Raw genomic sequence first — 23,783 nt, forward strand, 5'->3', positions numbered from 1 at the left:
TATTAACAAAGAAATCTTTTCATTTTAAATTATTAACTTTACCCCGCTATGAAAAAATTACTTAGGTACATACCTATGCACATTTTGCTATGTGTTGTTTTAGGTATATACATACAACATACTTATACTATTTTATCTTCTAATTATTTATCTCTTAGTTTGGGAATAACAATTCTCATCATCATTTTTATTATTGTTTTTAACACCTTAAAAAAAGTTATTTTTTTTAAGTCTTGCTTAATAATTCTTTTTATAATATTAGGAATCACTTGTGAATTTGTTTCAAATAACATGAATTCAAAAAAATTCTACATGAATTTTTATTCTCTTAAAAGCACTATTATAATAGATATTAATGAGGAGTTAAAACAAAATAAATATCATAAGAGGTTTATTGCTGAAGTAAATCAAATAGATCAAAATAATTCTTGTGGAAAACTGATTTTTAATGTAGACAATTCGATAAGAACTGATTCTATTTTTTTTAATAGACTAATCATTCCTAACCCAAAATTAAACTTAATATCTAAAGCTAAAAACCCACATGATTTTGATTATGCCGAATTCATGAAAAAAAAAGGAATAATTCACCAGTTATATTTAAACGATAAAAACTTCATAATAGACAAGAATTATAGTATTTCATTTTCAAAGTTCGCCTTAACTATAAGAAACACTTTACAAAAAAAACTAAAACAATATTCTTTTACAAAAGATCAGCTTAGCGTTATAAACGCCTTACTATTAGGACAAAGACAAGAAATTTCTTCTGAATTAAAAGAAAGTTACACAAAAGCTGGTGCGATTCATATTTTGGCGATTTCAGGTTTACATATTGGAATTATATATTATTTACTAAATTTTTTATTTAAACCATTATTATATTTTAAAAATGGAAATAAAACAAGAGCTCTAATTATAATAACATTCTTATGGTTTTTTGCTTTTGTTACAGGCTTATCACCATCCGTAGTTCGAGCTACAACAATGTTTACCTTTATTATAATTGGAAAGCTAATCAATAGGAATCAGCCAATTGAATTTTCTTTAATTAGCTCCATGCTACTAATTCTTTTAGTAAAACCAATGTTTTTGTTTGATCTAGGGTTTCAATTAAGTTATTTAGCTGTGTTTGGAATTGTTTGGATACAACCCATTCTTTTTAAATTTTGGACTCCTAAATCATTTCTCTTTAATAAATTCTGGGAATTATCGACAGTTTCTATCGCAGCACAGTTAAGCACATTACCAATTAGCTTATACTATTTTCATCAATTTCCTGGATTATTTTTATTAGCTAACTTATTAATTATCCCCTTTATAAGTTTTATTCTAATACTTGGATTCATTGTATTAGCTTTAGCTTTTCTTAATATTCTTCCTGAATTCTTAGTTACATTTTATGGTAAAACAATAGATACTATAAATTTTGTTATTCATAAAATCGCTTCTCAGGAAGAGTTTATTATAACGAAAATCAACATGCCTTTTTCTAATATGATTATTTGCTACATATTAATTCTCTTTACAATTTTACTATTTGAAAAATTTAAACTGAAAACATTATTTAAAGCACTATTTACCATCTTAATACTTCAATCTTTTTACATATATCAGAAACAGGATATTAAATCAAAAAAAGAATTTATTGTATTTCATAAAAATAAAAACTCAGTAATAGGAATTAGAAATCAAAATACCCTGAAATTAACAAATTACAAAGGTTCTGAATTTAGTAATACTACGTTTTTAAAAAATTATATTACTAAAGAAAATATTAATAAAATTGACTCTCTAGCAAAAGATGATGTTCTAAAATTCTCTGATCATTTTATTATATCTATTGATAGTATGGCTGTATATCCTAACAAAAAACTAAAAAACTCTATTATTATATTAAAACATTCTCCTAAGTTAAACATGGCAAGATTATTAAAAATAGTACAACCAAAATTGGTTATTGCAGACGGTTCTAATTACAAAAGCTACATAAAACAATGGAAAAATATTTGTAAAAAAGAAAAAACGCCATTTCATTGTACATATGAAAATGGCGCTTATATTTTAAAAGAGTAATTTTTCTAATTATAATGAACTTTTAAAGTTCTTTTCAAAATCTTTCCAAGGCGTACTTTTATAGGCTTCTCCGCTAAAGTAAGCTAATATTTTTTCAAATCTTTCTTTTTGTAAATACCCAGGAACTGTTTGGATTAATTGTTCTTCTGGATTAAAAAAAGCTGTAGAAGGATAACTCATTTTACCATTCATGATAGCAGCAGCTAACTCATGATATTTACTTTTACCCTGTTGTATAAATTTAAATGTTCTTCCTTTAAAAGTAATATCTTTTTTCCCTTCACCGTCCATTTTTACGGCGTAGTAATTGTTATTTATAAACTTCACTATTACTTCATTTTTATAGGTAGTAGCATCCATTCTCTTACACCATCCACACCAATCTGTATATAGATCAACTAAAATAGGCTTTGGGGTAGTCTTATTTAATTCTAATGCCTCTTCAAAAGAGATCCAGTTTACGTCTTGTGCTTTTGCTGTTACTGCTGATAAAACAAAAACAGCTACTAAAAAAATATTTTTCATACTCTATATGTCTCAATAAGTATTCCAAATTTACAAAAAAACCTACCAAGTTGTGTTTGGTAGGTTTATTTTATTATTTCTAAGTAAAATCTGTTTACTTAACTCCGTGCATTAATTTTTTCATTACAGGACTTAATCCTGCTATAATTAAACCAGCTGCGATAGGTATTATTGTAAAAATTAAAAAGAAACCTGAAATTGAATATGCCTTTTCTATCTCTTCAATATAACTTCCTACTGTTCCAGCTAATTTATTACCCATTGCTATAAATAAATAATAAACTCCAAACATAAATCCTATCCATTTAGCAGGCACTAACTTACTAATATAAGAAAGACTTACAGGCGAGATACATAACTCTCCCATGGTATGGAACAAATAAGCGGCAATTAACCAAAACATACTTACTTTAACCACTGGTTCACCTGCAACAATTCCTTGTGATCCCATTGCTAAAAAGCCAAAACCAAGCCCCAATAGTAAAAGACCTAAAGCATATTTCATTGTTCCTGATAAATTATATTTACTTTCCCACCATTTAGAAAAGAACGGAGCCAAAGTAATTATAAATAAAGAGTTTAAAATTCCAAACCAAGTAGCATTTACTTCTATGCTATCATTTGAAAAATCTCTATATATTTTCCATCCTACAATTCCCCAAATAATAACAAAACTTATAGATAATATGATATTACCTATAGCAAATTTTGTAAACGTTTTCTTAAACAAAAGATATAATACATAAGTTATAATCCCTAAAGGTAGTATTGTTAATAAAGCATCTACATACTTAAATATCGTACTATTAATACCTGTTAAATTTCTCTGTGTATATTCTTCAGCAAAAATTGTCATTGAACCTCCTGCTTGCTCAAAAGCTGCCCAAAAGAATACAGTGAAAACACAGAATACACCTACAGCTATTAATCTATCAAAAACAACTTTAGATGAAACTTCTTCTTCAGAGGCTTCTTCTACAAAATCTTGATCACCATCTTTTCCTATAGTACTCAAGTTTAATTCCTTCATTTTTTTTGGAGACAAGCCTATGTTTCCAAATATATTTTGAGTAAAATAAAACTGCAACATACCTATAAACATGAAAATTCCAGCTAATCCGAATCCCCAAGACCAAGAATAATTCTCTCCAATGTAACCACATAACATGATACCTAAAAACGCCCCTGCATTTACTCCCATGTAAAAGATAGAATATGCACCATCTTTTTTCTCTTCATGATTTTTATACATATAAGACACTATAGATGTCATATTTGGTTTAAATAAACCATTACCGACCATTAAACATCCAATACCAATATAAAAGAACAAAGGAGTTTCAACAGCCATTGCAGCATGACCTAAGGTCATTATTAAAGCTCCTAAAATTACTGCCCATCTATACCCTAACAATTTGTCTGCGATTAAACCTCCAAACACAGGCGTTAAATACACTCCCATAGTGTAGGTACCATATAATGATAAAGCATCTGCTTTAGCCCATCCGAAACCTCCATCAGTAATTGAACTAATTAAAAATAAAACAAATAAGGCACGCATTCCATAATAAGAAAAACGTTCCCACATTTCAGTAAAGAAAAGCACAAACAACCCTGCTGGATGTCCTAACACTGTATCTTTAAATAGATTTTCGATATCTGTATTCTTCATATAAAAACTTAGTTTATTTAATTTTAGTGAACATTACCCATTAACTTTTTCATTAGAGGAGAAGTTAATAAAACTAACACTCCTGCTCCTATTGCATATTTAGCGATTAATCCAAATCCATCTGTATAAAGAGCTAATGTTTGCAAGCCTCCAATGTTAGTTTCAGTACTTTCTACAGCTAATTCCTTTGAAATAAATCCAACAATTTGAAAAGCATAAGTAGAAGACAAGAACCAAATCCCCATCATAAAAGCAATAATTCTTTTAGGTGAAAGATCTGTTATCTTTGATAACCCAACTGGAGACATGAAAAGCTCTCCTATAGATAACACAAAATACATTGCTAATAAATAAAAGAACGGTACCATTCCCTCCTCATTAGCGGCTCCTTTACTCAACGACAAAATATAAAAACTAATACCTGCTAATAATAATCCCATACCAAATTTATATGGTGTTCTTGGGTTTAATTTTTTCTTAGACAAATATGTCCATAATAAAGAAACCGGAATAGACAATAATATTATTACAAGTGAATTAAGTGAGTTTGTCTGACCTGCGTTCATCACACCATCAAGAGCAACATTTCTATCTGCGAAAAGTGTAATTACACTTCCAGATAACTCATGAAAACCCCAGAAAATCGTCATAAAGAAAGTAATTAAAACTGCCATAAACAATTTTTTTCTTTCTTCTACAGTAGCTCCCATCATTATTTTACCTAAATATAATAAAACAATAACTCCAACTACTTTAAAAAGTATATTAACTATATTTTGATCTCCTAAAAAAGTCTCTCCATTACCTATCGCTTTATATTCTGCTAACAAATAAGCTATTAAAGGTGCAGAAAGAAAAGCTAAAACAGGAACTAATGTTTTTTGAGGCAATCCTAAAACTTTTTTATTATAAACTTCTTCATTAGGTGGTAAGCCTTTATCTCCAAAAACGTTCTTTTTAATTCCGCTCCAAAAGAAAATTAAACCTAATAACATTCCGAATCCTGCTAAACCAAATCCATAATGCCAACCATAAGCTTCTCCTAACCATCCACAAAGTAATGGAGCTATAAAACCTCCAATATTTATTCCCATATAAAAAATGGTAAAACCAGAATCTTTTCTTTTATCACCATCTTCATATAAAGAACCCACAAATGTTGATATATTAGGTTTAAAAAACCCATTACCAACTACAATAAAAGCTAAAGCTAAGAAAAATGCAATATCATTTTCTATTGCCAATACAAAATGACCTAAAGCCATTAAAACCCCACCTAAGAATATAGATTGACGCATTCCTAATATTTTATCAGAAACTCTTCCTCCTATTACAGTTGAAGCATAAACTAACGAACCGTAAGATGCATAAACAGCAGCAGCAGCCACATCTCTTTCTGATAATGCCTTAAAAATTTCATTAACCATATATAAGGTTAATAGAGCTCTCATTCCATAGAAAGAAAAACGCTCCCACAATTCAGCAAAAAACAGGTAAAAAAGTCCTGAAGGATGCCCCAATATATCCTTTTGTGAAGTATTCATAATGTTTAGTAATTATTTAGTTTTTTAAACTCTTTAATACAAAGTTGGTCATCTTTGTAAATAAATTAAGTCTAGTATTTTTTCCTCTGTAAATTCCGTGTGCTCTATCTGGGTAGATAAACAAATCAAATTGTTTATTTGCTGCTACTAAAGCATTTACCATTCTCATTGTATTTTGAACATGAACATTATCATCTCCTGATCCATGAATTAATAAATAATCTCCTTTTAACTTATCTGCATGAGTTATTGGCGAATTCTCATCATATCCTGATGCATTTTCTTGCGGAGTTGTCATATAACGTTCTGTATAAACAGTATCATAAAAACGCCAAGAGGTTACAGGTGCTACAGCAATCGCCATAGAGAAAACATCATTACCTTTAAGAATACAGTTTGTACTCATAAAACCTCCGTAAGACCAACCCCAAATTCCAATATTTTTTGCATCAATATAATTTTCTCCTGCAAAAAATTTAGCAACAGCTATTTGATCTTCTACTTCATATTTACCTAATTCTTTCTGAGTAACTTTCTTAAAATCTCTTCCTTTATATCCAGTTCCACGTCCGTCTACACATGCAACAATTATACCTTTTTGAGCTAACATTTGGTGCCAATAGTCGTTACTAGAATTCCATCTATTAGCCACTTGCTGAGAACCAGGACCTGAGTATTGAAATAATAATAATGGATATTTTTTTGTAGGATCAAAATCAGCAGGTTTAATCATCCACATGTTTAAATCATTTCCATTGATATTATAAGTAAAGAATTCTTTTTTACTCATTTTATATCCTTTCATTTTTACATGAAGATCGATATTATCCTTTAAAGTTTTAATTTTTTGTCCCTCTCCATTGTATAAAGTGTACGTTGGTACTTCAGTGGCAGAAGAATGTGTATTGATAAAGTACTTCATGTTCTTACTGAAAGAAGCACTACTTTGTCCACTTTTGTCTGTAAGTAATTTTTTACCAGCTCCATCTAAACCGATAGCATAAACTCCTCTATTAATTGATCCGTTTTCAACAGATTGATAATAAATCTTATTGTTACTTTTACTTAATCCATAGTAATTTGTAACATCCCAATCTCCTTTAGTTATTTGATTTTTTAACGTACCATCTTCATTGTAATGATAAATGTGATTAAAACCATCTTTTTCACTAGTCCAAATAAAACTATTATCATCTAAAAACGTTAAATTATCTTGTACATCTACATAAGCTTCATCTTTTTCGTTTAATATTACTTTTAAGTTACCTGTATTAGCATTGAAGAAAAATAATTTTAAATCATTTTGATGTCTATTTAAAGTTGTGATAGATAAAACCTCTGGTTTGTTTGTCCATTGAATTCTTGGAATATATTCGTAGCTTCCTAGGTCTACTCCACTTACAGACCTTTTTTCAACATTAAATAATTCTAAAGTTACGACCGCATTTTTTTCTCCTGCTTTAGGATATTTGAATGTATGCGATGATGGGTATAACTCATTACCTGTAACATTCATTGAAAATTGAGCAACTTCTTTTTCATCGAATCTTAAAAAAGCAACATGCTTACTATCTTTACTCCATTCAAAAGCTTTTACAAATGCAAATTCTTCTTCATACACCCAGTCAGTTGTACCATTAATGATAGCATTTATTTTTCCATCATTTGTTACTCTTATTTCTCTATTTGCCTCAAGATCTCTAACATATAAGTTATTATCTTTTGCATACGCCACTTTTTTACTATCTGGAGAAAAAGTTGGCTCTTGAATATCTTCTCCTAAAGAAATTAAATCTTTCGTTGCTATATCGTAAATAAAATATGTTCCTTTATATGAATGACGATAAACTTGTTTGAAGTTAGTTCCTAACAACAATTTTGTTTCATTATCATTAAAAGAATAAGAACTAAAATAATCTAAGTTCGGTAAGTTTCTTCCATCAACAATTGTTTCTACTTTTTGTTGTGTTTCGTAACTATACTTATCTACTGTAGTAGTTCTTGTTTCTCTATTAAAACCTAATACCGTATAAAAATCTCCGTTCATAGATTTTAAGGCATTCATTCTGTCAGCAGAGAACGATCCATTCCAAATCTCCTCTAATGTAATTTCTTTTAAATTATTTGTAGTCGATTGACTTTTAGCAGAAAAAAAAGTCACCAAAATTGCTAAAAAGCATATTTTTTTCATGAAGTATCTTATTTATTTGATGATTTAATAAAACGACTGCCAAGTTTACGAAAAAATAATAAATTTTACCTCAATTTAACAGAAAACTACAATTATAAATTTTGATTTAAAGGAAAGAATTATCTTTGTTCCGTTTTAAAAATAAGATGAATGTCGAAGATTATTTCTGGCTTTTCTAAGCTAACTAAAGAAGGAAAAATAGATTGGTTAGCTCAAAACTACTTCAATAATCAACCTGAAATTATTCAAACAATAAAACAATATTGGAATGTTGACGAGAAATTACAACAGCTCCACGATGATTTTATTGAGAATACTATCTCTAACTTTTACATGCCTTATGGTGTTGCTCCTAACTTTATAATTAATAACAAAGAGTATGTTATTCCTATGGTTGTGGAAGAAAGCTCTGTTGTAGCTGCTGCTGCAAAGGTTGCAAAATATTGGAGTACAAGAGGAGGATTTAAAACAGAAGTAATTTCTACTACTAAAATCGGACAAGTACATTTTATTTATGCCGGAAATAAAAAAGATTTAGAGACTTATTTCAACCTAAACAAAACAGAATTATATGCCGCTACTGCTTCTATCACTAGAAATATGGAAAAGCGTGGTGGTGGTATTTTAGATATTGAACTTAAAGATAAAACGGCTGATTTAGAAAATTACTATCAACTTCATGTCACTTTTGAGACAAAAGATAGTATGGGTGCAAACTTTATCAACTCTTGTTTAGAAGCTATTGCTAAAAAATTTCAGAAAGAAGATATCGAAATTATCATGAGTATTCTTTCTAATTATGTACCTGAGTGCATAGTAAAAGCAGAAGTGAGTTGCCCTATTGAAGATTTAGGAGGAGAAAATCCAGAAAAGTTTGCTCATAAATTTGAACAAGCTGTTAAAATCGCAGAAATAGAACCTTACAGAGCAGTTACTCATAATAAAGGAATTATGAATGGAATTGATGCTGTTGTTTTAGCTACTGGAAATGATTTTAGAGCTATAGAATCTGGTGCACATGCTTATGCTGCTAGAAATGGAAAATACTCTAGTTTAACACACTGTGAAGTTAAAGATGGTATTTTTAAATTTTGGATTGAAATTCCATTAGCTCTAGGAACTGTTGGTGGTTTAACCGCTTTGCATCCAATGGCAAGATTATCTTTAGACATGATGCAAAAACCAAATGCTAGAGATTTAATGCAAATTATAGCTGCTGCTGGTTTAGCACAAAACTTTGCTGCATTAAGAGCCTTAACAACAAAAGGGATTCAGCATGGGCATATGAAAATGCATTTGATGAATATTCTTAACCAACACAATGCAACTGCTCAAGAAAAAGAAAGTATTAGTTCTTTTTTCGAAAACAAAACAGTTTCGCATAGTGCTGTTATAGAAAAATTAGAAGAATTGCGTAAGCCAAAAATAAATTGGGTAGATATTACTAACGAAACAGAAATAAAGGAAACTCTTGGAAAATTATCTAAAGAAAGTAAACCTGTCTTTGGAACGATGAATGCTCAACAAATGGTTGAACATTTAAGTACTGTAACTCAAATCCCTAATGGAAATTGGAAGATAGATATTTTTGTTGATGATGATAAAGCAGCTCGTAGAAGACCATTTTTAGATACCAATAACGAAATACAACCTGGTTTTAGAGCCTCATTTTTATCTGACACTCCAACACCAACTAAATTTAACTCTATTGATGAAGCTATAGATGATTTAATCATACAACTTCGATTATTTTTCGATGTCTTTGAAAAAGATACTACTAGAACTGTAGTACATCCTTTTTTCGGTGAACTTGATTTTGAATATTGGAAAAAGTTTCAAGTAAAGCATTTTACACATCATTATAAACAGTTTGGATTGGTATAAAATGAATAGTTTTTTAATAAATATAGGAAGAAAACAATTCTTTATAGTATCTAGTTTTATCATTCTAGCTTCACTATACACTATTGGTATTTATATTTATTACAGCACTTTACACAGCTATTATTTAAATTATATCAAATCTGAAATAGTTTTGGAGATTTTCTATTTAGCTATAGTTTTATATTCTTTAATTACAGTATACAAAGGACATAAATGGACTATGTATTTTTTAATTAGCTTTTTCTCTTATAAAATATATTATGCTTTAGGTAATATTTCATGGTTTTATTCTATTAAAAATAACTTATCAGGTAGAATTACTTACAACTATAGCCCAAACTTTAATATTGTTATTTATTGCATAGCAATATTGTTTTTTTGTTTCTCTAAAAGTTTTAACGAATTTATAAAATATCAAAAGACAAAATTTACTTGAGTGCAGTCGAGTAACAATTAAATTATAAAAAGGTTTAGGCTGCATACGACCTAATATTGATTTTGGATAAATATTATAGTAACGGAAAATTATTATTAACAGGAGAATATCTTGTTTTAGACGGAGCAACTTCTTTAGCTGTCCCAACAAAATATGGACAAGATTTAACGGTAACACCAATCGATCAACCTGAATTAATTTGGGGAAGTTTTACTAATACTGGTGAATGTTGGTTTGAAGCTTCGTTTGATTTACCTAAACTTCGTTTAACCTCTGCTACTTTCAACTCAGATCAAGAAGGAAGTTCTGATCAAATAGCTGAAACTTTACAAAATATTTTACAAGAAGCCAGAAAGTTAAATCCAGATTTTCTAAATTCTAATCAAGGTTATGTTGTAAAAACTCGTTTAACTTTTCCACAGAATTGGGGATTAGGAAGCTCATCAACATTAATCAATAACATAGCTTCTTGGGCAAAAGTAAACCCTTTCACTTTACTTTGGAATGCTTTTTCTGGCAGTGGTTATGATATTGCTTGTGCAAAACACGATTCGCCTATTTTTTATCAATTAGAGGATAAAAAGCCAACTATTACAGAAGTAAACTTCTCTCCTACTTTTTCAAACGATTTGTATTTTGTTTTTTTAAACCAAAAACAAAACAGTAGAGAGGGTATAAAAAGATACAAGGAAAAAAGACATAAGTTAGAAAACGAAATTCAACTTATTTCTCAAATCTCTAAAGATTTAATTACATCGAAAAACTTATCTGATTTTGAAGATTTACTAAAAACTCACGAAAATTTAGTTTCTTCTATTATCGAATTACCCAAAGTAAAAGATAGACTATTTTCAGATTATTTTGGCACTGTAAAAAGTTTAGGTGCTTGGGGTGGAGATTTTGTTTTAGCTACAGGAAATAATGAAACTCCTGAATATTTTAAGAACAAAGGTTTTGAAATTATCATTCCTTACAACGAAATGGTTTTATGAATAAAATCGTAATTATAGGCGGTGGAGCTGCTGGTTTTTTCACAGCAATTAATGCAAAAGAATTAAATCCTGACTTAGATATTACCATCCTTGAAAAAGGTAAAGATGTATTACAAAAAGTAAAAATATCTGGTGGAGGACGTTGTAATGTTACTCATGCTTGTTTTGAGCCAAAAGAACTTATAAAATTTTACCCAAGAGGAAGTAAAGAACTTTTAGGTCCTTTCCATCAATTTATGACTGGTGATACTTTTGAATGGTTTGAAAACAGAGGTGTTCCATTAAAAATTGAAAATGATAATCGTGTTTTTCCTGAAGCTAATACTTCTCAGGCTGTTATCGACTGTTTTCAAAAAGCTGTTGAAAAACTAAATATCAAAGTGTTAACAAGTCAAAATGTAACTTCATTTTATCAACAAGAAAGTAATTGGGTTATTAACACAAAAAATGATTCTTTTACTGCTGATAAATTAGTTATAGCTGCTGGTAGTAGCAAGAAGATTTGGGAGCTTTCTAAAGAACTGGGGCATTCTGTCATTAACACTGTTCCTTCTCTATTCACTTTCAATATTAAAGATGAAAGAATTAAAGATTTAGGTGGAATTTCTGTTCCCAATGCTAGTGTAAAAATTCTAGACAGTAAACTTGAAAACTTCGGACCACTTTTAATTACGCACTGGGGATTAAGTGGACCTGCGGTTTTAAAACTATCTGCATTTGGAGCGCGAATTTTAGCAGAAAAAAAATACAGTTATAAAGTTGCTGTAAATTGGTTATCTAAATCAACCAATCAAATTACAGAAGAATTAAATCGTTTAAAGAAAGTAAACGCAAAAAAACAAATTGGATTAAAATCTCCTTTTAGTGAAATTCCTAGACGCTTATGGGAACGATTTTTAAATGCTTCTCATATTGAATTACAACAAAATTGGGCTAATATTACAAAAACACAAACTTCTCAGTTGGCAGACCAGTTAACAAATGCTGTATTTTTTGCGGAAGGAAAATCTACATTTAAAGATGAGTTTGTAACAGCTGGAGGAATTGATTTAAAAGAAATTAACTTCAAACGTTTTGAAAGTAAATTACATCAAAATTTATTTTTTGTTGGTGAAATTCTAAATATCGATGCGGTTACTGGTGGTTTTAATTTCCAAAATGCTTGGACAGGAGGTTTTATCTGTGCCAATGCAATTAGTAGCTAGTAAAACACTTTACTAACTACCAATTTAAACTTTAAGATTCCGGTTTAAAGAAAAACTATTCTTCAACAGATTCATAACAATTAAAAACCATAGTATAACCATACTCTTTAGCTTCATCGTAATAATCTCTATAGTCTTTTTCTAATTCTTCAGGGTCCTCAATCTCAAAAAAATCATCTTCCACATTTTGAACTAGCCAACCTTCTTGTTCTGTATAGTACTTTGCTAACTGAATAGCTCCTTCTCCATCTATATAATCTATGTAAACGCTCACATAAGCTCCTACTACTTTTTCAAAATATTCTGTTCCCTTTTTAGGTACTGCATGTAAATTAATTAAATACATAACTTATTCTTTTTTTTTAGTTAATAACTCATTACTGTTCCGTAATACAATAACTGAAATGTTTGTACATCTAAGGTAAGATAATACATTGACATCATAATACCATAATTCGTTTTATCGTAAAATAAATGCTCGAAAAAAGTCAGCTTATTCTCTTCGAAATCATAATATTCATTATCGGTTTTAAAATGTTCTTTTGAAAAATTCTCAAGTTGAGATAATCTATGCACATTAACTTTTAGTGAAAAATTATACAAACTATCAATTTTAACTTTTAATAGTTTTGCCCTTTTAGTTAGCTTTCCTTGGTGTGTAAACAATAATTTTTTATAGAAATTTTTCTCTAACAAATCGTAAACAACTCGCTCTGTATTTACTTCTCTTTGAATAGTATCAATATAACTTTTCACATTATTAGACAACCTATTTAATTCACCAATTAAAACTCTAGTTTTTTGAAACATTAATGGTTTTTCTTCTGCTTGTCTTTCAAAATAAGCTGTTCTTCCTTCTATCATCTCATGGCTTACATATATTGCTTTTTCTAATGATTCATGACCTTTAGTAGTAATATATTGATGCTGAGCTTTTATTATTAAACTCAAAAAAAGAAATACTATTAAAGTTATTTTTTGCCCCATAATCAATTTCTACTCTATTTAAATATACAATATTAATATAAACTCATTTAAGTTTAGTACAACGTAAACGTTTTGAATGCATTTTAAATTATACTACATTTAAAGTATGACAAATAGCAATAGTTTTTTAGAGTTTTGGGCTAATGGTGCTTTTAAGATTTTGATTCGTTATTTAATTACAGCCAGTATAGCTTTCTTTCTATTTTATAAGATTTTTAAAAACAGTTTATGGTTTAGGAAAATTCAGAAAAAACTACCTAAACTAAAAGATTACAAAAGAGATATTCGTTATTCTTTAATCTCTATACTAATATTTTCGACGATTTCTTTAATTATCTTTTATTATTTAATTTCCTACACCAATATTTATTTTAACTTTAATGAATATAGTATTGGATACTATATTTTTAGTTGGGCTTGGATGCTTTTTCTTCATGATACATATTTTTATTGGGCACATCGATTAATGCATCACCCCAAGTTATACAGAAAAGTGCACCTAATACATCATAAATCTACAAATCCTTCTCCTTGGACAGCTTATGCTTTTCATCCTTTAGAGGGATTTATTGAATCTTTAATTGCTCCATTAATTGCATTCACATTACCTGTTCATATTTCTGCGTTCGGTTTATTTTTCTTATTCCAAATTATATATAATGTTTACGGTCATTTAGGTTTTGAGTTATACCCTAAAAATTTTCATAAAACATTTATTGGAAAATGGATTAATACCTCCACCGCTCATAACTTACATCACAAACGATTTAATGGTAATTATGGTTTATACTTCCTATTCTGGGATAGAATAATGGGAACAATTAGAGAAGATTACAATATTACTTTTGAAGAAACAACTCAAAAAGAAGTAAATTAAGCCAATTCTCCTCGATGTGGTTTTAATGCATCTCGAAATATTTTCATTATAGATTCGTCTACAGTTACAAAAGCTAACGTATACATTTCATTGATTTCTTTATGATCAATTTCATAAACATCTAAGCTTTCTATTTGAGCAAATTCTTTTAAATGTATACAATGATGTTTTGCTGTTTCTAAAGCATCAGGACCTTTAAAATCCCAAATCAATTTTATTTTTCTACTCATAATGCAAAAATACCCAATTCTAATTTGAAAAGGGTATTTAATATACCAATACAATTATTCAACTATTTTCTTTTCTGTTTTACATTAAAATCATAGTTAATTTTTCTTTTGAGATAATCTTTAAGTGGCGGCAAACCTATTTCTGCTCTTCTTTGATCTACATATTCAGGTTCAAAAATTGGCAAAGGCTCTAACTTATGATTTAAATCGTAAGCAAACTGCATTCCATACAACTGATTTTTACCTGTATTTACCAATATTCTATCTTGAATTTTTGCAAACTCTACACAACTTCCTTGTTGTTTTTCACAAGCTTCTTTTATTCTTGGTAAATACTTTATTCTAATTGCTTCTTTTTCATGATGATTGATAACCAACAAAGGACCATCTGCAGCTAGTTTCCCAACATCTTCATATGTAGGCCAGCCATATTTTTTTATCAACTTTTCTAATTTGATAAAATTTTCTTTAGCTGTTTGCTTCTTGATAAATGTTAACGGATAATACCAATGTGGCGCTTTCCCATTTTTCACAAAAAACTGTTTCGCCATATCCATATGATAATCAAACATCTGATCTCTAACAATTAGCCTAAGAAGTTTTCTTGCGTACTCTGGCTTTTTTAATTTTCCGTTTTCTTTTTGATATTTATCCAATTGATTTGCTTCAATAGTTTTCCATCGAATATCATCATGCAATGATAACAAATCATTATCAGCCAAAACCCATAATGAACTATCATCTTTTAAAGCTTTGAGTAAATAACGATACGCATTATCTATTTGATGAGACAAGGCATAAGCACAGGCCAAATTGTAGGTGTTTTTTGAATTAGTTGAATCTTTATCAAATGCAATTTTATAAGCTTGAATTGATTTTTCCAACTCTCCTTCTCTTCTATATTTATCTCCTTCTTGTTGAGAAAACAAACTCACGAAAAAGAGAGTAAACACAACTATACACAAACTTCTCATACTTTTTCTTTTTTCAATAAATGCTCTTTCCCCTGAAACTTCACTAGTACTGTATTATCTTTCTTATTAAAATTGAAGAGAATTCCCATAGCATCGTATTTAAATACATTTTTCTTTAACGCTATTAAGTTGAATACTGGCTGCCCCGTAGCTTGAGCCATCAAAATATTTTTCTCTTTAGTGAATGTAATTTTGAAAGGAAAAGTTGAACCTCCATAAACTCCTAAAAAAGGATCTAAATCTTTAGCTTTTAATTTCACTAAAGAATTACTCTGCATAGATGGATCATTTTTAAAGTAAAGATCTAAAACTTTAAAAATAAGATTTGATAAACTTACGTTATTAACTCCGTTACAAGTTATGGTAAAACCAAGTTTTTTACTCGGAATATATCCTGCTATCGATCGAAACCCATCAATAGAACCATTATGTCCGTACAAATTCATTCCTCGGTATTGAAAAATAGAAAGTCCCATTCCTAAACCTTCTTTTGCTGTTATCATTTGTTTTAAAAAATTATCAAACAATAATTTTCCAGAAAATAAACGATCAAAGAAAATATTCACTTCCGTAGCCGTTGAAACTATTCCTCCAGCTCCAATTGGTCCATTAATATTTGTAATTAATTCAACTGGATTCCATTTTTCATTCTCAAAATAATACGATTTAGCTCCATTATCTTTTACTGCAATATCTTTTCCTAAATAAGTATGATCTAAATCTAAAGCATCAGCTATTCTTTCCTGAAAAATCTCAGCGTACGGTTTCTTTTCAATCTCCTCAGCAACATAAGACAGCAAAATGAAATTCGTATTTGAATATGAAGCTTTTGAATCTGGACTAAAAACAGATGTAGTTCCTTGAATCTTTTTTAACATTTCTTCACGAGTTCTGAAATCTGCTATCCAAGTTGAAAAACCTTCAATTTCAGTAACATTAAACAATCCGCTTCTATGATACAACATATCTTGAATCTTGATATTCTCTGAATTTGGCACTTTAGGAAAGAAAGCACTCAACTTTGTATTAAGAGTTAATTTCTTCTCGCTTATTAATTGCAATATGATGGTTGCTGTGTAAGTTTTAGTAATTGAAGCGATTCTGTAATTGGAAAAAGCATTCGCTTCTAATTTATCTTCAACAGAAATAAAACCTGTAGATTTATTGAACACTTCATTTCCATTTTTAAAAATAGATATCGTTCCCATGGCTTTATTTTCTAAAGCCAAATCGGTAAATAATTTATCGATTTCTGCTAAATTTTCACTCTGACTCCAGGTAAAAAATACGCATAGAAATCCCGCTAAAAAAAAGATACTTTTTTTCATTTTATTGAATTTTTATAAATTAAATGGATTAGACTAAGCGTTTTTGCTCTTTCTTAAATGTAGTACTATAATACCAAAACGTGCAACTAGAAAAGTAAAAATACCGAAAGTTGGAGATAGCAATCCTATTTTTAAGCCCCCAGCTAAAACTTGAGTAGCAACATCATATTCAATTGAAGAAATTGCATCAAAGGCAGTAATTAAACCAATCATCATTCCCAAAAACCCCCATACTAAGGCAAATAAACTAACATGGCTTATCAGCTCTTTTAATTTATTCTCCAAGTCTTGTTTTAAAAAAGAAAAAACGATTAAACCTATACAAATTAGCAGCATCAAAAAAATAGGGTACATAAAAAAAGGTCCTCCTTCGTTCATTCTTTTAAATAATTCTCCTAAGATTAAAAAGTTCATAAGTATTTTGTTTTAAAGTTAATACACTCACAAATGTATTTGGAAGACAAACTAGTTTTTACTCTTTTCGACGAATAACAAATCTAGTAATAAAGACTACAGAATATTAATGACTTTTAACAAATCTGTTAAAACCCTTACTTTTTTTGAATTTCATCGCTAGATATTATTTTTTCACTTAAAAAAGTTGATATTGCAATGATGGAAAACTTAAAAGTGTTTTTAGGGATATTTATTAAAGGAATTATACATTTACTTTTTTGGGTAGGAGTTTATTTTTTTTACACTTATTATCTAGGTTACGGAAGTACAAACATTGAGTATATCAATAAATTCACCTATTATCTAATGCCAATAACTATTAGCATAGGATATTTCTTTTTATATTTTCTGATACCAAAATACTTGTTAGTAAAAAAACACTTCTTTTTTATTTTATACTCAATTTATACATTTATTATTTCCTTCTTCTTTATTGCTTTTTCAATTTTTTACGGAATGATTTCTTCTAGTCATTTAAGCTCTGGAAAGACTCCTCCATTAACCAAAACAATTCCGTACATCATTTTTGGTGTATATTTTATCATATTAATAATAATTTTTATTGGTCTTGTTATTCAAAATTATAAATCAACCTTAAGAGACGAAGATTTAAAAAACAAATTTTTACAAACACAACTACAATTAAAAGAACAAGAATTAAAGTATTTGAAAATGCAAATTCATCCTCATTTCTTGTTTAATACACTAAACACACTATATGGTTTTGCTCTTAAAAAAGCAGACGAAGCTCCGGATATGATCTTAAAACTTTCGAGTCTTTTAGATTATATCTTATACCAAGTTGAAAAACCTGAAGTACTTCTTGTAAACGAAATACAACATATTGAAGATTATATCTCTTTAGAAAAAATGAGATTTCAAGATAGTTTAGATATTAAATTTTCAAAAGAAATACACAAAGATTCTCTTTTAATTTCTCCTATGATTTTCCTTCCATTTGTAGAAAATGCTTTTAAACATGGAATGCAGATTAATGGAACTTTAACTATTGATATTAATATTAAAACTTCAGAAAATTCAATCGACTTTTCAATTTCAAATTCTCATAAGAATTTTATGAAATCAAAAAAAGGAATTGGATTAACCAATATTAAAAAAAGACTCACGATGTTATTTCAAAATAATTTTACTCTTGAAACTAAATCGTCAGACAATATTTACGAAGTACAACTAAAAATACCAGCTAGAAATGAATAATATATTTACCTGTGTTGTTGTTGATGACGAACCTGTTGCTAGAGAAATCATAGAATCTTTTATACAAAAAACACCCAATTTATCTTTAGCTGCTAGTTTTTCAAATGCATTAGAAACCATTCAGTTTGCTCAAGAAAACGAAGCAGATGTGTATTTTTTAGACATTAATATGCCTGAGATTAACGGTTTAAGCTTAGCTAAAATTGTAAATTCAGATGCACATATAATTTTCACTACAGCATATCGCGATTATGCTATTGATGGTTTTAACCTTAACGTAATCGATTATTTACTAAAACCAATTGCATTCGATCGTTTTTTACAAGCCATAAAAAAAATACCTCAGAAAAGACAAATCATTCAAAAGACAGAAAATAAAAATAATAATGAAAATTTTCTATTTGTTAGATCTGAAAGGAAAATGGTAAAGGTTAACTATAGAGACATCATTTATATTGAAAGTCTAAGTGATTATCTTAAAATTCATCTTCAAGAAAAAACAATAGTTACAAGAGAAACTATAAGCAATATAGAAAATAAATTACCAGAAAAACTGTTCATTAGAGTTCATAGATCTTTTATCGTAGCTGTTCATTTTATAGATGCTTACACAAATGAATTTATAGAAATAAATAACAAAGCAATTCCTATAAGTCGAAATTATAAAGAAAGTACACTACAAAAGTTGACAGATATTTAAGTGAAAAGCTATCTTTACACAAAAATTAAAGATTTGAGTATTAATACAACTTCTTTTATTCCTAAAGAATTAGATTTTTCAATCAAAGAAACTACTGTAACTTGGAAAACCCCAAGTAATATCGCTTTAGTTAAATACTGGGGAAAAACCAATCCTCAACTACCAAAAAATGCTTCAATAAGTTTCACTTTAAGTAATTGTTATACAAAAACTAAAATTACTTTTACCAAAATTAAAAAAGTAAAAGAAGCTGATTTTGAATTATTTTTCGAAGGAAAAAAGAAAGATGAATTTAAACCTAAAATAGCTACCTTCTTTGAAAGAATAGTTACCTACTGTCCATATATTTTAGAATATAAAATGGAAATTCATTCAGAGAACTCGTTTCCTCATAGTAGCGGAATTGCTTCTTCTGCAAGTGGAATGAGTGCTATAGCTGCATGCTTAATGAGTTTAGAAAAATCATTAGACAATACAATTTCAGAAGATTTTTTCAACCAAAAAGCTTCTTTCTTAGCTCGTTTAGGTTCGGGTAGCGCAAGTAGAAGTATTGAAGGACCTTTAGTAATTTGGGGAAAACATGATGATTTTGAAACAAGCTCTGATTTATATGGTGTAAAATTCCCTCATTATATACACTCTATTTTCAACAACTATCAAGATACTATTTTGTTAGTTGACAAAGGAGAAAAACAAGTTTCGAGCACTGTTGGTCACAACTTAATGTTCGATCATCCTTATGCAGAAAATCGTTTCAAACAAGCAAACGACAATTTGAGTAAAATTTCTAAAATTTTACAAACTGGTAATATCAAAGAGTTCATTAAACTAGTAGAAAGTGAAGCCTTAACTTTACATGCAATGATGCTTACTAGCGATCCTTATTTCATTTTAATGAAACCTAATACTTTAAAGATTATTAATGAAATCTGGGAATATAGAACCAAAACCAATAGTAATGTTTGTTTCACCTTAGATGCTGGTGCAAATGTTCACTTATTGTACCCTAATAACGAGAAAGAAAAAATCCATAGTTTTATAGACCAAAAACTTTCTCAATATTGTCAAAAAGGTCAATATATTCATGATTTTTCAGGAAATGGAGCAGTCTTAATTTAATTCTTTATGAAAACTTTATTTATCCTTTTTTTTGTTTTTTTCTCGGTTAATATTTTTGCTCAAAAAACTACATGGTACGATAATAACTGGAAAGAAGTAAAACAAACTGAAGCTTATTTTTATGTTCCAATGCCTAAGAAGGTTAAAAACGGATATTGGATTGTAAAGTTTTACAAAAATGGAAATCGATATTTAGAAGGCTACAGTAGTAATTCTAAAATCAACAATGAATTATTCGAAGGAATCGTTAATTACTATGATATTGATGGTACACTTTCTAAAAAAGTAAGTTATAAAAATGGTATTGTAAACGGCCCTAAGAGAACTTATTTTAAAACTGGTGAACTCCAATCTTTAGGACGATTTAAAAATGGAAAAGAAAATGGAGTTTGGAAAACTTTTTACAAAAACGGAAAAATAAAAACTAGAGGAAAATACAAAGACGGAGAAAAAGTTGGGGTTTGGAAAACCTTTTACAAAAATGTTTATTAAATATTGAGTATCTTTGTGTTTAGAAAGAATTCTGAAAAATGAAAGGACCTTTATTTTACGCTAAAATTCTACTTTTTGGAGAATACGGTATCATCAAAGATTCAAAAGGATTAGCAATTCCTTTTAACTCTTACAAGGGAGCTTTAAAAGTTTCTAAAAATTTATCTGGTCAAGCACTAAAATCAAACGAGTGTTTACAAGATTTTTACGAATATTTAGTCAAATTAGAAACTGAAATAGTTTCATTTAATTTAGCTGAATTAAAAAATGATATCGATTCTGGAATGTATTTCGATTCTTCTATACCAATGGGTTATGGAATTGGAAGTTCTGGAGCTTTAGTTGCGTCTATTTACGACAAATATGCTAATGATAAAATAACGGTTCTTGAAAATTTAACTAGAGATAAATTATTAAAGCTTAAAGAAGTTTTCTCTTTAATGGAATCTTTCTTTCATGGTAAAAGCTCAGGATTAGATCCTTTAAATTCTTATTTAAGCTTGCCTATCCTTATCAACTCTAAAGAAAGTATTGAAGCTACTGGAATCCCTTCACAAAAAGAAGGAAAAGGAGCTGTTTTCTTATTAGATTCAGAACAAGTTGGTGAAACAGAACCAATGGTAAGCCTTTTCATGAATAAAATGAAAAATGAAGGTTTCAGAAAAATGTTAAGCGATGAATTTGCTACCTACACAGACGCTTGTATTGAGGATTTCTTAAAAGGAAATGTAAAATCTTTATTTTCAAACGTGAAACAACTTTCAAAAGTTGTTTTAACCAACTTTAAACCTATGATTCCTAATGCTTTTCATAAAGTTTGGGAAAACGGAATACAAACCAACGATTATTACCTAAAATTATGTGGATCTGGTGGTGGAGGCTATATTTTAGGTTTTACTGAAGACTATGAAAAAGCAAAAACTAGTTTAAAAGATTATAAACTTGAGCTAGTATACCGATTTTAAACACCTATGAACCTGAAGTTTTACGACAGAAATTTATTGGTAAAACTATTAAGCCTTTTATCTGTTGTAAGAGGATATAACATATTAGTATTAATAGCCGCTCAATATCTTGCGGCTATTTTCATTTTCTCAGAAAACAGATCGTTAAAACACGTTTTATTAGATTGGCATTTATTATACTTAGTACTTGCAACTGTTTGTGTTATTGCTGGAGGTTATATCATTAATAATTTTTATGATGTAAAAGCAGATAGAATTAACAAACCTATAAAAAGTACACTAGATGAAAAGATTAAACAAGAAACAAAACTTTCTTTATACTTTTTATTAAATTTCGCTAGCTTCACATTTGGTTGGTTAGTTTCATGGAGAGCAGCATTTTTTTTCGCTAGTTATATTTTTGGAATTTGGTTATATTCTCATAAACTAAAAAAATATCCTTTAATCGGATTATTAAGCGTTACTATTTTAACTATCTTACCTTTTTTTGTAATTTTTGTTCACTACAAAAATTTTTCTAAGGTGATTTTTGTTCATGCATTTTTTCTATTTTTAGTCATAGCCGTAAGGGAACTCATCAAAGATTTAGAAAACATTAAAGGAGCAATAGTTAGCAACTACAACACCTTTCCAATTGTATATGGTGAAAAAAAAACTAAAAAATTTATTTTCTTATTATTAGGTTTAACTCTAATTCCTGTTATTATTTTATTTGATTATCCGGCCATTCACTACATGAAATACTATTTTTATTTAGCAGGAATCTCTTTATTAATAATTGGTTTTTTCATTTGGAAATCTAACACAAAAAAGCAATATCAATTAATTCATAATGTATTAAAAATACTACTTTTAATTGGTGTGTTTAGTTTATTACTAATTGATAAATCTTTATTATTAGATAAAGTTATCAATCAACTCAATTAAAACTTCTCCTACTACTAAAAAAATCAAACAAAAGCATTCCTTAATCTATTAAATATCAAAGATTAAAACCCAAATTAATTTCACAATAACTTACACTGAAAATCAAATATTTAAACTATATTTGCGCCCGTTTTAAAAATCATTATAAGATGAATAAAAATAACTCGTCGAGAGGACGACAAGCTGGAAAGAACAGCAATCCTCGCTCAAGAAAACAATCAAATTTCAGAAAACCTGTAAAGAAAACTAATAATACTCCTAAAAAAGAGGAAAACACAGGAATTCGTTTAAATAAATTTATTTCTAACTCTGGAATTTGTTCAAGAAGAGAAGCTGATACATTTATCGAACATGGAAGTGTTACCGTAAATGGAAAATTAGTTACTGAAATGGGATATAAAGTTCAACCTGATGATGCTGTGCGTTTTGATGGAACTTTAATTTCTATGGAAGAAAAAAAATATATTTTATTAAATAAACCTAAAAATTACATTACCACAATGGAAGATGATCGTGGAAGAAAAACTGTAATGGAATTAATAGGTAATGCGACTAAAGAACGTATATATCCAGTAGGTAGATTAGATAGAAATACAACAGGATTATTATTATTTACTAACGATGGTGAATTGGCTAAAAAATTAACTCACCCTAAACATAATGTACGAAAACTATATCATGCTTCGTTAGATAAAAAGTTAACACTATCTGATCTAGAAAAATTAAGAGGTGATGTAGTAATTGAAGGTCGTAAAGTTTTTATTGACGCTGTTTCTTATGTTGAAGGTGAAAAGAAAACAGAAGTGGGAATAGAAATTCACTCAGGTAGAAATAGAATTGTAAGAAAAATATTTGACCACTTTGGTTATCATGTTGTAAAATTAGATCGAGTTATCTTTGCTGGATTAACAAAGAAAAATTTACCACGCGGTAGATACAGAACTTTAACACAACAAGAAGTTAACAACCTAAAGATGTTATAAAA

Annotated in this window: 22 protein-coding genes; 12 read left to right on the forward strand and 10 right to left on the reverse strand. The window is 28.8% G+C overall.

Features of this window, described 5'->3' with window-relative positions:
- Window positions 1–75 precede the first annotated feature (75 nt).
- The gene (locus ACSIGC_RS06495; protein ID WP_442267749.1) at window positions 76–2,076 is read left to right on the forward strand and encodes a ComEC/Rec2 family competence protein; all 2,001 of its coding nucleotides are present in this window, start codon (window positions 76–78) and stop codon (window positions 2,074–2,076) included.
- Window positions 2,077–2,085: 9 nt separating this feature from the next.
- Here ACSIGC_RS06495 and ACSIGC_RS06500 read toward each other — a convergent pair whose 3' ends face one another.
- From ACSIGC_RS06500 to ACSIGC_RS06515, 4 genes are all read right to left on the reverse strand, one after another.
- On the reverse strand, window positions 2,086–2,601 hold the full coding sequence (locus tag ACSIGC_RS06500) for a thioredoxin family protein (protein WP_442267326.1): 516 nt from the start codon (window positions 2,599–2,601) through the stop codon (window positions 2,086–2,088).
- A gap of 94 nt (window positions 2,602–2,695) precedes the next feature.
- A complete protein-coding gene (locus ACSIGC_RS06505) occupies window positions 2,696–4,273 on the reverse strand; it encodes a peptide MFS transporter (RefSeq protein WP_442267327.1) in 1,578 nt (525 codons plus the stop codon).
- A 23-nt stretch (window positions 4,274–4,296) separates the two neighbouring features.
- Window positions 4,297–5,817, reverse strand: coding sequence for a peptide MFS transporter (locus ACSIGC_RS06510; RefSeq protein WP_442267328.1), 1,521 nt, complete (start codon window positions 5,815–5,817; stop codon window positions 4,297–4,299).
- 16 nt (window positions 5,818–5,833) lie between these two features.
- Window positions 5,834–8,008 (reverse strand): S9 family peptidase, encoded by a 2,175-nt coding sequence (locus ACSIGC_RS06515; protein WP_442267329.1) that lies wholly within the window; start codon window positions 8,006–8,008, stop codon window positions 5,834–5,836.
- Between the two features lie 150 nt (window positions 8,009–8,158).
- Between ACSIGC_RS06515 and ACSIGC_RS06520 the strand changes: the two genes are divergently transcribed.
- From ACSIGC_RS06520 to ACSIGC_RS06530, 3 genes are all read left to right on the forward strand, one after another.
- Window positions 8,159–9,892, forward strand: coding sequence for a hydroxymethylglutaryl-CoA reductase, degradative (locus ACSIGC_RS06520; protein WP_442267330.1), 1,734 nt, complete (start codon window positions 8,159–8,161; stop codon window positions 9,890–9,892).
- A gap of 498 nt (window positions 9,893–10,390) precedes the next feature.
- Window positions 10,391–11,320 carry a GYDIA family GHMP kinase gene (locus ACSIGC_RS06525; protein ID WP_442267331.1) on the forward strand — a complete coding sequence of 310 codons (930 nt, stop codon included), beginning with the start codon at window positions 10,391–10,393 and terminating at the stop codon, window positions 11,318–11,320.
- Complete coding sequence (locus ACSIGC_RS06530) at window positions 11,317–12,525, forward strand: NAD(P)/FAD-dependent oxidoreductase (RefSeq protein ID WP_442267332.1); 1,209 nt, start codon at window positions 11,317–11,319, stop codon at window positions 12,523–12,525. The genes ACSIGC_RS06525 and ACSIGC_RS06530 overlap by 4 nt, the downstream gene beginning before the upstream one ends.
- A 55-nt stretch (window positions 12,526–12,580) precedes the next feature.
- Here ACSIGC_RS06530 and ACSIGC_RS06535 read toward each other — a convergent pair whose 3' ends face one another.
- The gene (locus tag ACSIGC_RS06535) at window positions 12,581–12,871 is read right to left on the reverse strand and encodes a hypothetical protein (RefSeq protein WP_442267333.1); all 291 of its coding nucleotides are present in this window, start codon (window positions 12,869–12,871) and stop codon (window positions 12,581–12,583) included.
- 20 nt (window positions 12,872–12,891) lie between these two features.
- Complete coding sequence (locus ACSIGC_RS06540) at window positions 12,892–13,476, reverse strand: hypothetical protein (RefSeq protein ID WP_442267334.1); 585 nt, start codon at window positions 13,474–13,476, stop codon at window positions 12,892–12,894.
- A 142-nt stretch (window positions 13,477–13,618) separates the two neighbouring features.
- On the opposite strand from ACSIGC_RS06540, the gene ACSIGC_RS06545 reads away from it, so the two are divergent.
- Window positions 13,619–14,389, forward strand: coding sequence for a sterol desaturase family protein (locus tag ACSIGC_RS06545; protein ID WP_442267335.1), 771 nt, complete (start codon window positions 13,619–13,621; stop codon window positions 14,387–14,389).
- Here the strand turns inward: ACSIGC_RS06545 and ACSIGC_RS06550 are convergent.
- The 4 genes from ACSIGC_RS06550 to ACSIGC_RS06565 all read right to left on the reverse strand — a co-directional run bounded on the left by ACSIGC_RS06550 (window position 14,386) and on the right by ACSIGC_RS06565 (window position 17,335).
- The gene (locus tag ACSIGC_RS06550; protein ID WP_299673669.1) at window positions 14,386–14,619 is read right to left on the reverse strand and encodes a hypothetical protein; all 234 of its coding nucleotides are present in this window, start codon (window positions 14,617–14,619) and stop codon (window positions 14,386–14,388) included. The genes ACSIGC_RS06545 and ACSIGC_RS06550 overlap by 4 nt on opposite strands.
- 62 nt (window positions 14,620–14,681) lie before the next feature.
- A complete protein-coding gene (locus ACSIGC_RS06555; protein ID WP_442267336.1) occupies window positions 14,682–15,554 on the reverse strand; it encodes a DUF6624 domain-containing protein in 873 nt (290 codons plus the stop codon).
- A gap of 35 nt (window positions 15,555–15,589) precedes the next feature.
- Window positions 15,590–16,921 carry a serine hydrolase domain-containing protein gene (locus ACSIGC_RS06560; RefSeq protein ID WP_442267337.1) on the reverse strand — a complete coding sequence of 444 codons (1,332 nt, stop codon included), beginning with the start codon at window positions 16,919–16,921 and terminating at the stop codon, window positions 15,590–15,592.
- Window positions 16,922–16,954: 33 nt separating this feature from the next.
- Entirely contained in the window at window positions 16,955–17,335 is a 381-nt protein-coding gene (locus ACSIGC_RS06565; protein WP_442267338.1) for a MotA/TolQ/ExbB proton channel family protein, read from the reverse strand.
- A gap of 198 nt (window positions 17,336–17,533) precedes the next feature.
- Between ACSIGC_RS06565 and ACSIGC_RS06570 the strand changes: the two genes are divergently transcribed.
- The 7 genes from ACSIGC_RS06570 (at window position 17,534) to ACSIGC_RS06600 (ending at window position 23,781) form a co-directional block, all read left to right on the forward strand.
- Complete coding sequence (locus ACSIGC_RS06570; protein ID WP_442267339.1) at window positions 17,534–18,595, forward strand: sensor histidine kinase; 1,062 nt, start codon at window positions 17,534–17,536, stop codon at window positions 18,593–18,595.
- Window positions 18,588–19,295: a LytR/AlgR family response regulator transcription factor gene (locus ACSIGC_RS06575; protein ID WP_442267340.1), complete on the forward strand. Its 708-nt coding sequence runs from the start codon at window positions 18,588–18,590 to the stop codon at window positions 19,293–19,295. The genes ACSIGC_RS06570 and ACSIGC_RS06575 overlap by 8 nt, the downstream gene beginning before the upstream one ends.
- Window positions 19,296–19,334: 39 nt before the next feature.
- Entirely contained in the window at window positions 19,335–20,414 is a 1,080-nt protein-coding gene (mvaD, locus tag ACSIGC_RS06580) for a diphosphomevalonate decarboxylase (RefSeq protein WP_442267750.1), read from the forward strand.
- A gap of 6 nt (window positions 20,415–20,420) precedes the next feature.
- Window positions 20,421–20,906 (forward strand): toxin-antitoxin system YwqK family antitoxin, encoded by a 486-nt coding sequence (locus ACSIGC_RS06585; protein WP_442267341.1) that lies wholly within the window; start codon window positions 20,421–20,423, stop codon window positions 20,904–20,906.
- 38 nt (window positions 20,907–20,944) lie between these two features.
- Complete coding sequence (locus tag ACSIGC_RS06590) at window positions 20,945–21,871, forward strand: mevalonate kinase family protein (protein ID WP_442267342.1); 927 nt, start codon at window positions 20,945–20,947, stop codon at window positions 21,869–21,871.
- Window positions 21,872–21,877: 6 nt separating this feature from the next.
- Entirely contained in the window at window positions 21,878–22,798 is a 921-nt protein-coding gene (locus ACSIGC_RS06595; protein ID WP_442267343.1) for a geranylgeranylglycerol-phosphate geranylgeranyltransferase, read from the forward strand.
- A gap of 149 nt (window positions 22,799–22,947) precedes the next feature.
- The gene (locus tag ACSIGC_RS06600) at window positions 22,948–23,781 is read left to right on the forward strand and encodes a pseudouridine synthase (protein ID WP_442267344.1); all 834 of its coding nucleotides are present in this window, start codon (window positions 22,948–22,950) and stop codon (window positions 23,779–23,781) included.
- Window positions 23,782–23,783 lie beyond the last annotated feature (2 nt).

Origin of the sequence: Tenacibaculum aquaeponti (assembly GCF_052084715.1) — a bacterium.
Classification (GTDB): Bacteria; Bacteroidota; Bacteroidia; order Flavobacteriales; family Flavobacteriaceae; genus Polaribacter.

Excerpts from the sequence above, each read along its gene's own strand:
- ACSIGC_RS06495 (WP_442267749.1), top strand. The coding sequence starts at position 76 with ATGCACATTTTGCTATGTGTTGTTTTAGGTATATACATACAACATACT.
- ACSIGC_RS06500 (WP_442267326.1), bottom strand. The coding sequence starts at position 2,601 with ATGAAAAATATTTTTTTAGTAGCTGTTTTTGTTTTATCAGCAGTAACA.
- ACSIGC_RS06505 (WP_442267327.1), bottom strand. The coding sequence starts at position 4,273 with ATGAAGAATACAGATATCGAAAATCTATTTAAAGATACAGTGTTAGGA.
- ACSIGC_RS06510 (WP_442267328.1), bottom strand. The coding sequence starts at position 5,817 with ATGAATACTTCACAAAAGGATATATTGGGGCATCCTTCAGGACTTTTT.
- ACSIGC_RS06515 (WP_442267329.1), bottom strand. The coding sequence starts at position 8,008 with ATGAAAAAAATATGCTTTTTAGCAATTTTGGTGACTTTTTTTTCTGCT.
- ACSIGC_RS06520 (WP_442267330.1), top strand. The coding sequence starts at position 8,159 with ATGTCGAAGATTATTTCTGGCTTTTCTAAGCTAACTAAAGAAGGAAAA.
- ACSIGC_RS06530 (WP_442267332.1), top strand. The coding sequence starts at position 11,317 with ATGAATAAAATCGTAATTATAGGCGGTGGAGCTGCTGGTTTTTTCACA.
- ACSIGC_RS06535 (WP_442267333.1), bottom strand. The coding sequence starts at position 12,871 with ATGTATTTAATTAATTTACATGCAGTACCTAAAAAGGGAACAGAATAT.
- ACSIGC_RS06545 (WP_442267335.1), top strand. The coding sequence starts at position 13,619 with ATGACAAATAGCAATAGTTTTTTAGAGTTTTGGGCTAATGGTGCTTTT.
- ACSIGC_RS06550 (WP_299673669.1), bottom strand. The coding sequence starts at position 14,619 with ATGAGTAGAAAAATAAAATTGATTTGGGATTTTAAAGGTCCTGATGCT.
- ACSIGC_RS06560 (WP_442267337.1), bottom strand. The coding sequence starts at position 16,921 with ATGAAAAAAAGTATCTTTTTTTTAGCGGGATTTCTATGCGTATTTTTT.
- ACSIGC_RS06565 (WP_442267338.1), bottom strand. The coding sequence starts at position 17,335 with ATGAACTTTTTAATCTTAGGAGAATTATTTAAAAGAATGAACGAAGGA.
- ACSIGC_RS06570 (WP_442267339.1), top strand. The coding sequence starts at position 17,534 with ATGATGGAAAACTTAAAAGTGTTTTTAGGGATATTTATTAAAGGAATT.
- ACSIGC_RS06575 (WP_442267340.1), top strand. The coding sequence starts at position 18,588 with ATGAATAATATATTTACCTGTGTTGTTGTTGATGACGAACCTGTTGCT.
- ACSIGC_RS06585 (WP_442267341.1), top strand. The coding sequence starts at position 20,421 with ATGAAAACTTTATTTATCCTTTTTTTTGTTTTTTTCTCGGTTAATATT.
- ACSIGC_RS06590 (WP_442267342.1), top strand. The coding sequence starts at position 20,945 with ATGAAAGGACCTTTATTTTACGCTAAAATTCTACTTTTTGGAGAATAC.
- ACSIGC_RS06595 (WP_442267343.1), top strand. The coding sequence starts at position 21,878 with ATGAACCTGAAGTTTTACGACAGAAATTTATTGGTAAAACTATTAAGC.
- ACSIGC_RS06600 (WP_442267344.1), top strand. The coding sequence starts at position 22,948 with ATGAATAAAAATAACTCGTCGAGAGGACGACAAGCTGGAAAGAACAGC.